The organism is Bacteroides sp., from assembly GCF_029057325.1.
Lineage (GTDB): Bacteria > Bacteroidota > Bacteroidia > Bacteroidales > Bacteroidaceae > Bacteroides.
In genome coordinates, this window is record NZ_JAICZW010000127.1 from 1 (window position 1) to 8,846 (window position 8,846).

The following is an 8,846-nucleotide window of genomic DNA, read 5'->3' on the forward strand; positions in this document are numbered from 1 at the left end:
TTTCTACACTACTTGAAAGAACACACATTGTTCAAGCACATTCCGTTCGTAATGCTTTCCAGCGAAGAAAACTCCGCAGAACGCATCAGCCTGCTTGAAGCCGGAGCCGAAGACTATATTTTGAAACCGTTCAGCCCTGTGGAATTGAAAAACCACGTCAAAAAATTCCTCTGAACAGCTTGAACTCATGGATCATGTTATTTATATACAGGCAACAACCATACTACCATCACTCATCTGAACAAAACAGGTTTCCATCCATCGGCTCACGACTAAGCGTAGCACACAATGGGTGCAGTGAATGTTACTAAGGATAAATCCGATCGTTTTTTTACAAGAAACAGAAACACTTTTTTCGATATGACCACTCCCGACAGATAGAAACAAGTCACCAATTTATGTAAGCCCGCCGTATGACGGCAAGCATATCTATCCCCCATAAACTTACTACCTTAACACCAATAACATCACTTGTCCCCCATCTATAAAGACGACGCTTCTCCCCAAAGAGCGATATATATCAGGGCTATTGCAAGACGAGCTTGCCAAAGGAAGTAAAAAAATGCCTCTCTTTTCACAACTCTTTTCATTTATACCCTAAAGTTTTAAGGAAATGATTACCTTTGCACCACTGAAAAGAGTGATTGAGGTTTCGGATCTGTTTTCAGTTTACAAACGCTCTGTCTGTGCGGGGCAGGCACGTCCGAAACTTGAAAAGAAATTTGTTTAATTCGTTTGAATAAAGTAACAGACGCTTATGCAAAAGTCCGATTGCATCATCAGTGTAGAACACGTATCGAAGTTCTTTGGTGACAAAGCCGTGCTGAATGATGTGAATTTAGTTGTCCGCAAGGGCGAGTTCGTAACTATCTTAGGGCCTTCCGGTTGTGGAAAGACTACTCTGCTGCGCCTCATCGCAGGCTTTCAGACGGCCTCAGAAGGAGTGATTACCATTGCCGGCGAAGACATTACGCAGACACCGCCACACAAACGTCCGGTGAACACGGTATTCCAAAAGTACGCCCTATTTCCTCATCTGAACGTATTCAACAACATCGCCTTCGGCCTGAAGCTGAAGAAGATGCCCGCTGCCACCATCGAGAAGAAGGTGAAGCAGGCGTTGCGCATGGTGGGCATGACGGATTATGAAGACAGGGACGTGGATTCCCTCTCCGGAGGACAACAGCAACGCGTGGCCATCGCCCGCGCCATCGTCAACGAACCGGAAGTGTTGTTACTGGACGAACCTCTTGCCGCACTGGACCTGAAAATGCGCAAGGACATGCAGATGGAACTGAAAGAGATGCACCAGAAGCTGGGCATCACTTTCGTCTATGTGACCCACGACCAGGAGGAGGCGCTCACGCTAAGCGACACCATCGTCGTGATGAGCGAAGGAAAGATTCAACAAATCGGCGTACCGACCGACATCTATAACGAGCCGATAAACTCTTTTGTGGCCGACTTCATTGGCGAGAGCAACATCCTGAACGGAGTAATGATAAAGGACAAGCTTGTCACCTTCTGCGGACACGAGTTCGAGTGCGTGGACAAGGGCTTTGGCTGTCAGGCGCAGGTGGATGTGGTGATTCGTCCGGAAGACATCTACATCTTCGACCCCTCGGAGGCCGCACAACTGACGGGCACCGTAACGAGTTGCATCTTCAAAGGTGTTCACTACGAGATGCTGGTGCAGACCCGCGAGGGCTACGAACTGATGGTGCAAGACTACCACGCCTTCGAAGCCGGACGCGAAGTGGGTCTGCTGGTGAAGCCCTTCGACATCCACGTGATGAAGAAGGAACGCACCTGCAACACCTTCGAAGGACGATTGATAGACGAGACCCACGTGGAATTCTTAGGATGCACCTTTGAATGCCTTCCCGCACCCGACATCGACCCCGACAAACCCGTAAAAGTGGAGGTCGATTTCCGGAACGTCATCCTCGAAGATAACGAAGAGGACGGACGACTGACAGGCGAAGTGAAGTTCATCCTCTACAAGGGAAACCACTATCACCTGACCATCTCCACCGACTGGGACGAGGACATCTTTGTTGATACCAACGACGTGTGGGATGACGGCGACCGGGTGGGCATACGGATGGCACCGGAAGCGATACGGATTGTTTCAAATTTATGATTCAGATTTATGAGGCGTGCTAACCGCCATTCAACGTGCGGTCCTCTCCTAAAATCATCAATCTGAAATTATAAGTCTGAAATCTGAATTCATCAATCTAAAATCATCAATCTGAAAATGATCAATTTCTTCATGCGCCGGCGCAACTGGACGATACCCTACGCGCTGTTCTTGCTTGTTTTCGTCATAGTGCCGTTGCTGCTCATCGTGCTCTATGCCTTCACGGATGCCGAGGGAGTGTTCACGCTCGCCAACTTCCGCAAGTTCATGATGCACCCCGAAGCAATGAACACTTTTATCTATTCCATCGGCATCGCGCTGATAACCACCCTTGTCTGCCTTCTGTTGGGCTATCCGGCGGCATACATCCTGAGCCAACGGCAATTCGGCACCTCGCGCACCATGGTGGTACTTTTCATCCTGCCCATGTGGGTGAACATCCTGATACGCACACTCGCTACCGTGGCATTGTTCGACTTCCTCAGTCTGCCGCTGGGCGAAGGCGCACTGGTATTCGGCATGGTCTATAACTTCCTGCCGTTCATGATTTACCCCATCTACAACACGTTGCAAAAGATGGACCATAGCCTGATAGAAGCCGCACAAGATTTGGGAGCCGATCCGGTGAAAGTATTCGGCAAAGTGATTCTGCCCCTCTCCATGCCGGGCATCCTGAGCGGCGTGGTGATGGTATTCATGCCCACCGTCAGCACCTTCGCCATCGCCGAATTGCTGACGATGAACAACATCAAGCTGTTCGGCACGACCGTGCAAGAGAATATATACAACGGAATGTGGAACTACGGTGCTGCCCTCTCGCTCATCATGCTGCTGCTGATAGGCGTGACAATTCTCTTCACCAACGAAGAAGACGGCACATCCAATGAAAGCGGAGGTGTGATATGATGAAACGTATATTGGCAAAAGGCTACTTGTGGCTGCTGTTGGCGCTGCTCTACTCGCCTATCCTGATTATCATGATATTCTCGTTTACCGAAGCGAAAGTGCTTGGCAACTGGACGGGATTTTCCACCCGCCTCTACAGCTCGCTCTTCACCGGGGGAATGCACCATTCGTTGATGAACGCCATCTGGAACACATTTGTCATCGCCCTGATTGCCGCCACGGCATCGACGGCACTGGGAAGCATCGCCGCCATCGGCATCTTCAACCTGCGCTCGCGCACGCGACAGGCGATGAATCTGGCCAACGCCATCCCGATGATGAACGCCGACATCATCACCGGTGTGTCGCTGTTCCTGCTCTTCGTCAGTTGCGGCATCTCGCAAGGGTTCACCACAGTGGTGCTGGCGCACATCACCTTCTGCACACCCTACGTAGTGCTCAGCGTGATGCCCCGCCTCAAGAAGATGAACCAGAACATCTACGAAGCAGCGCTCGACTTGGGAGCGACCCCGTTTCAGGCACTGCGCAAAGTAATTCTACCGGAGATTCTGCCAGGCATGATCAGCGGCTTCATCCTCTCCTTCACCCTCTCCATCGATGATTTTGCCGTCACCATCTTCACCATCGGAAACGAGGGGCTGGAAACTCTCTCCACCTACATCTACGCCGACGCGCGCAAAGGTGGATTGACTCCGGAACTGCGGCCGCTATCAACCCTCATCTTCGTGACGGTGCTGGTGCTGCTGATTGTCATCAATAAACGGGCCGAAAAGTCGAAAAAAGAATAAATCATGAAAAGAATAAACTACCTATTGATTTCGCTGTGCTGCTTCGGAATGCTTGCCGCTTGCAGCCGCTCCACGGAAGAGCGCAGCCGCATCTTGAAGATATACAACTGGGCAGACTACATTGACGAAGAGGTGCTGGCCGAATTTCCCAACTGGTACAAGGAACAGACAGGCGAAGAGATCCGCCTCATCTACCAAGTGTTCGACATCAACGAAATCATGCTCACGAAGATTGAGCGCGGACACGAAGACTTCGACGTGGTATGCCCTTCGGAATACATCATCGAGCGGATGCTGAAGAAGGACCTGCTGCAACCCATCAACCGCAACTTCGGCAACACGCCCGACTACCTGCCGAACATCTCCCCCTACATCCGGCAGGAGCTGAACAAGACCAGCCAGCCGGGACGAACCACCGCCGACTATGCCGTGCCTTATATGTGGGGCACCGCCGGCATCCTTTTTAACAAGAACTTCATCACCGAAGAGGAAGCCGGAAGCTGGTACTGCTTGTGGAACGAGAAAAACAAGGGAAAGCTGCTGATGAAAGACAGTTACCGCGATGCCTACGGCACCGCCATCATCTACGCCCACACCCGGCAACTGGAGGACGGTACCATCACCGTAGAGCAACTGATGAACGACAACTCTTCCGAGACCATCGCCCTCGCCGAAGAGTACCTCAAACAGCTGAAGCCCAACATCGCCGGATGGGAAGCAGACTTCGGCAAAGAGATGATGACCAAAAACAAGACCTGGCTCAACTTCACCTGGAGCGGCGATGCCGTATGGGCGATTGAGGAAGCCGCCGCCGTAGGCGTAGAGCTGGACTATATCGTCCCTGATGAAGGAAGCAACATCTGGTACGACGGATGGGTAATCCCCCGCTATGCCCGCAACCCGAAAGCCGCAAGCTATTTCATCAACTACCTCTGCCAACCGGAGATAGCTTTACGCAATATGGATGCCATCGGATACGTCAGCGCCGTGGCAACGCCTGAAATCATGGAAGCAAAGATAGACACCACACTTGACACCTATTCTGATCTGAGCTATTTCTTCGGCTCCCTGCCCGGAGCAGACAATTTACAAATAGACCCGGTTCAGTATCCCGACAAGAAAGTAGTGGAGCGTTGCGCCATGATTCGCGATTTCGGCGATCGCACGGAACTGGTGCTGGAGATGTGGAGCCGCGTGAAGGGCGATAACCTCAATACAGGCATTGTATTGCTGATATTCGCCGTCTTCGGCGTGCTCTTCGTCTGGCTGGTGTACGGAAAAATACACAAGTACAAGCAAAAACAGAAACATCGCCTCCGCAGGAAACGGAAAAAACTTCTTTGATTTCTAATCCAGAATCCCTACATTTGCCACCATATAAATCTAAAATCATAAATCTGAAAATGCTTACCCAAATTATCAATGGACGTATATTCACCCCGCAAGGCTGGCTGAATGAAGGTTCCGTCTTGATGCGCGACGGAAAAATTCTTGAAGTGACTAACTGTGACCTCGCACTGATAGGTGCCCGGATGATCGATGCCAAAGGCATGTACATCGTACCCGGCTTTATCAGCATGCACGCCCATGGCGGCGGCGGACACGACTTTACGGAATGTACCGAAGAAGCTTTCCGCACCGCTATCCATGCCCATCTGCAACATGGTGCCACCAGTTTCTTCCCCACCCTCTCCTCTTCTGCCTTCAGCAAGTTGCATCAAGCAGCCGGAATCTGCGAGAAATTGATGGAAGAGCCCTACAGCCCTGTATTGGGACTACACATCGAGGGTCCTTACCTCAACCCTAAAATGGCCGGCAGCCAGTTTGCCGAACACGTGAAAGAGATTGACGAAAAAGAGTATCGCGGACTGGTGGAAAGCACCCATTGCATCCGCCGTTGGGACGCTTCTCCTGAACTGCCGGGAGCATTAGACTTTGCCCGCTACATCAGCAGTAAAGGCATCCTTGCCGCCGTTTCGCACACCGAAGCCGAATACGACGGTATCCGCCAGGCATACGAAGCCGGATTCACCCACGCCGCTCACTTCTACAACGCCATGCCAGGCTTCCACAAACGCCGCGAATACAAATACGAAGGCACCGTGGAAAGTGTGTACCTGACAGACGGCATGACCATCGAACTAATTGCCGACGGCGTTCATCTGCCTTCCACCATCCTTCGCCTGGCCTACAAGCTGAAAGGCGTGGAGCAGACCTGCCTCGTGACCGATGCCCTCTCCTGCGCCGCAACCGATGAAAAAGAGATCAACGACCCGCGCTACATCATCGAAAACGGCGTATGCAAACTTGCCGACCGTTCGGCACTGGCAGGAAGCATCGCTACCAGCGATGTACTGGTGCGCACCATGGTGAAAGCGGGCATTCCATTGGAAGACGCCCTGCGCATGGCCTCTGAAACTCCTGCCCGCATCATGGGAGTATATGACCGCAAAGGCTCACTCCAGAAAGACAAGGATGCCGACATCCTGATACTGGACAAGGAGCTGAACGTCCGTGCCGTATGGCAACAAGGCAACCTGATAGAAGGCACGAACACCCTGTTCTAACAAACATCCCCATATCTGTGCAAGGAATCAAGAATCTCACCCAAGGCCCCATCAACCGTCAACTGTTCCATTTGGCAATGCCTATCATGGCAACCTCATTCATACAAATGGCATACAGCCTGACGGATATGGCATGGGTGGGACGATTGGGAAGTGAGGCTGTTGCCGCTATCGGTGCGGTGGGCATACTGACGTGGATGTCCGGTTCCATCTCCCTGTTGAGCAAAGTGGGCGCAGAAGTAAGTGTAGGGCAATCCATCGGGGCACGTAACGAAACGGATGTGCGTAATTTCGCTTCCCACAACGCTACGATTGCCCTGCTCATCTCACTCTGTTGGGGCGGATTGCTCTATCTGTTCGCCACCCCCATTCTGAACATTTTCGAACTGCCGACACACATCACGGAGAATGCCGTCACCTATCTGCGCATCGTCTCCACGGGTTTTCCGTTCATCTTTCTCTCTGCTGCCTTCACAGGCATCTACAACGCTGCCGGACGGAGCAAGATTCCTTTCTACATCAGTGGAACAGGATTGGTGTTGAACATCCTCCTTGACCCATTATTCATATTCGGTTTCGGATGGGGAACTGTAGGTGCGGCACTTGCCACCTGGGTTTCCGAAGCAACGGTATTCGGCATCTTTATTTACCAACTGCGGAGAAAGGAGAACTTGCTTGGCGGCTTCCCGCTCCTTGTTTCCCTGAAAAAGAGATACACCCGGCACATTTTCAGGATCGGACTTCCCGTAGCCATGCTGAACACACTCTTTGCTTTCGTCAACATGTTCCTGTCGCGCACCGCCTCGGAGCAGGGAGGCCACATCGGATTGATGGCATTCACCACCGGAGGGCAAATCGAAGCCATCACTTGGAATACGTCGCAAGGATTCTCCACCGGCCTAAGCACGTTCATCGCACAGAACTATGCCGCCGGACAGAAGTCGCGCGTGAAGCAGGCGTGGCGCACCACCCTGTGGATGACAGGCATCTTCGGAAGCCTCTGTTCGCTGCTGTTCATCTTCTTTGGCAACGAGGTGTTCGCCATCTTCGTGCCCGAAGCCGAAGCCTACCGCGTGGGGGGCGATTACCTCCGTATCGACGGCTATTCGCAGATGTTCATGATGATGGAGATTACGATGCAAGGTGTTTTCTACGGACTGGGACGTACCATGCCTCCCGCCATAGTCAGCATCGGATGCAATTACCTGCGCATACCGGTGGCGCTGTTATTGGTGCATATCGGCATGGGAGTGGATGCCATCTGGTGGGCTGTAAGCGGAACCACCATTGCCAAAGGCATCATCCTCACGACATGGTTCGTCATCATCCAACGAAAAATCCTCTAAAAAAAGAACACTACAAACGAACTTTAAGATACACAAATTGGTTAATATGTCATATATTTGCAGAACATAGTCAGACTGAATTGAATTGCAAACGCTAAGAAGCTATTCACAGGATATTTCAACCCGACTATAAAACAAGTAATCACTAAACCTAAAAGAATATGAAGACAATTAGATTCACAGCATTATTGCTAAGCGGAGCATTGTTGCTCGCTGGTTGCGGTACAATGAACAACCAAACAAAAGGCGGCGTAATCGGAGGCGGTTCCGGTGCAGCGGCAGGAGCCATTATCGGCGGATTGATAGGAAAAGGCAAAGGAGCCGCCATCGGTGCGGCGATAGGTGCGGCAGTCGGCACAGGAACCGGTGTTGTCATTGGCCGAAAAATGGACAAGAAGGCTGCCGAAGCGGCCAAGATCGAAGGCGCACAAGTAGAACAAGTGACTGACGCCAACGGACTGCCCGCCGTAAAAGTATCTTTTGCAGCAGGCATCCTGTTCGGCTTCAATTCTTCCGCATTGAGCAACGAAGCAAAAGCCTCCCTGCGTGACCTCGCACAGATTCTGAAAGAAGACACTTCCGTTGATATTGCCATCATCGGCCATACAGATAAGGTAGGTACATACGAGGCCAACATGAAAGTTTCCAAAAACCGCGCTTATTCCGTAGAAAACTATCTGCAAGATTGCGGTGTCTCACCCGCCCAATTCAAGAAGGTAGAAGGTGTAGGCTATAACGAATATGATGAAAGCAAATCTGCAGAACAGAACCGCCGCGTAGAAATATATATGTATGCCAGCGAACGGATGATTCAGGAAGCGGAAGCTGCAAACAGCTGACAGCCATCTGCTTTCAGATAAAAAACAGCACGGAATACACCGATTGGCAAAAGAAAAAATCCCGCATAATCAGTGTAATCCGTGCCTGAATTATGTTTACGACATCAGTCTCTTTTCATTTCGGCACACCCTCACCGCATCCTTCTTACTTCGTCTGGTGATTGATGCAAATCCCCTTCTGATACCATTCATACAAACGGTGTATGCCTTCATCTATTTCCACTTTGTGGTGCCATCCCAAACGGTGCAGTTTGGTT

At 51.2% G+C, this 8,846-nt stretch carries 8 protein-coding genes; all 8 read left to right on the forward strand.

Going from position 1 to position 8,846, the window contains the following annotated elements; genetic code table 11:
• Positions 1-174: response regulator (locus tag K2G43_RS07430; RefSeq protein ID WP_300153859.1), on the forward strand; the 174-nt coding region annotated here is incomplete at its 5' end.
• A gap of 583 nt (positions 175-757) precedes the next feature.
• Entirely contained in the window at positions 758-2,143 is a 1,386-nt protein-coding gene (gene potA, locus K2G43_RS07435) for a polyamine ABC transporter ATP-binding protein (RefSeq protein ID WP_297643449.1), read from the forward strand.
• 117 nt (positions 2,144-2,260) lie between these two features.
• Complete coding sequence (locus tag K2G43_RS07440) at positions 2,261-3,049, forward strand: ABC transporter permease (protein WP_300153852.1); 789 nt, start codon at positions 2,261-2,263, stop codon at positions 3,047-3,049.
• Positions 3,046-3,837 carry an ABC transporter permease gene (locus K2G43_RS07445; protein WP_300153854.1) on the forward strand — a complete coding sequence of 264 codons (792 nt, stop codon included), beginning with the start codon at positions 3,046-3,048 and terminating at the stop codon, positions 3,835-3,837. The genes K2G43_RS07440 and K2G43_RS07445 overlap by 4 nt, the downstream gene beginning before the upstream one ends.
• Before the next feature lie 3 nt (positions 3,838-3,840).
• Positions 3,841-5,181 (forward strand): ABC transporter substrate-binding protein, encoded by a 1,341-nt coding sequence (locus K2G43_RS07450; RefSeq protein WP_300153856.1) that lies wholly within the window; start codon positions 3,841-3,843, stop codon positions 5,179-5,181.
• A 59-nt stretch (positions 5,182-5,240) separates the two neighbouring features.
• Positions 5,241-6,404 (forward strand): N-acetylglucosamine-6-phosphate deacetylase, encoded by a 1,164-nt coding sequence (gene nagA / locus K2G43_RS07455; RefSeq protein WP_297643453.1) that lies wholly within the window; start codon positions 5,241-5,243, stop codon positions 6,402-6,404.
• A gap of 17 nt (positions 6,405-6,421) precedes the next feature.
• Entirely contained in the window at positions 6,422-7,750 is a 1,329-nt protein-coding gene (locus tag K2G43_RS07460) for an MATE family efflux transporter (RefSeq protein WP_297643454.1), read from the forward strand.
• Positions 7,751-7,911: 161 nt separating this feature from the next.
• Entirely contained in the window at positions 7,912-8,589 is a 678-nt protein-coding gene (locus tag K2G43_RS07465) for an OmpA family protein (RefSeq protein ID WP_297643455.1), read from the forward strand.
• Positions 8,590-8,846 lie beyond the last annotated feature (257 nt).

Coding starts and splice junctions, on each gene's coding strand:
- nagA (WP_297643453.1), top strand. CDS start 5,241: ATGCTTACCCAAATTATCAATGGACGTATATTCACCCCGCAAGGCTGG.
- K2G43_RS07440 (WP_300153852.1), top strand. CDS start 2,261: ATGATCAATTTCTTCATGCGCCGGCGCAACTGGACGATACCCTACGCG.
- K2G43_RS07450 (WP_300153856.1), top strand. CDS start 3,841: ATGAAAAGAATAAACTACCTATTGATTTCGCTGTGCTGCTTCGGAATG.
- K2G43_RS07465 (WP_297643455.1), top strand. CDS start 7,912: ATGAAGACAATTAGATTCACAGCATTATTGCTAAGCGGAGCATTGTTG.
- potA (WP_297643449.1), top strand. CDS start 758: ATGCAAAAGTCCGATTGCATCATCAGTGTAGAACACGTATCGAAGTTC.
- K2G43_RS07445 (WP_300153854.1), top strand. CDS start 3,046: ATGATGAAACGTATATTGGCAAAAGGCTACTTGTGGCTGCTGTTGGCG.